Source organism: Prevotella rectalis (genome assembly GCF_900607215.1).
Classification (GTDB): Bacteria; Bacteroidota; Bacteroidia; order Bacteroidales; family Bacteroidaceae; genus Prevotella; species Prevotella brunnea.
In genome coordinates, this window is the sequence record NZ_LR027820.1 from 749251 (window position 1) to 749870 (window position 620).

The following is a 620-nucleotide window of genomic DNA, read 5'->3' on the forward strand; positions in this document are numbered from 1 at the left end:
TCTGATGGCATGGATGTTCTCATTTGGATGGTTCTCCTGTACTTCCTGTTGAGCCTTTCAATCCAGTTGGTCGTATATATGCACCTCTGCACTTGGGCCGGGAAGTCCATATACGTGAAGTAGGCACAGTTGCGTTCGGTCTTGTACTTTCTTAGTGCAGGATATTTCCTTTCCCATTTCTCGACAAAGGTAATGAATTGTTCGTATCCCTGCAAGGAATTCATCTCGTTGTTCTCCAATTGGAACACCTCACTGAGCTGCTGCGCCATTACTGGTTTGTCTTTATGTGATGCGCCGCTGAGTATCTGTCGCTTGACGTGTGCCACGCAGAACTGGTGTGCGGCACCTGGAAAGGCTGCACAGACGGCATTCTCTATTCCTTGCAATGCATCGGAAACGACTAAGTCTATCTGTTCGACGCCTCTTTGCTTCAAGGCCTCAAGCTCGTCTTTCCAGCACAGAGCCCCTTCTGTGGGATGATTGACAACCGTGAGCACCTCCCTGCTGCCGTCTTCCAATACCCCCAGAATGGTATAGTAGGCCTCCTTGGACACCTGTCTGTCCCTACGGGTGGAAATAAAGGTGGCGTCGATATAGACGGCTAAATAGTGGGAGGAAAG

Annotated in this window: 1 protein-coding gene; it reads right to left on the bottom strand. The window is 49.8% G+C overall.

Annotation, left to right across the window (positions count from 1 at the left end):
* Positions 1–620 (bottom strand): IS256 family transposase (locus E0E16_RS14235; protein WP_255418107.1); only part of this gene is annotated, 620 nt, incomplete at both ends.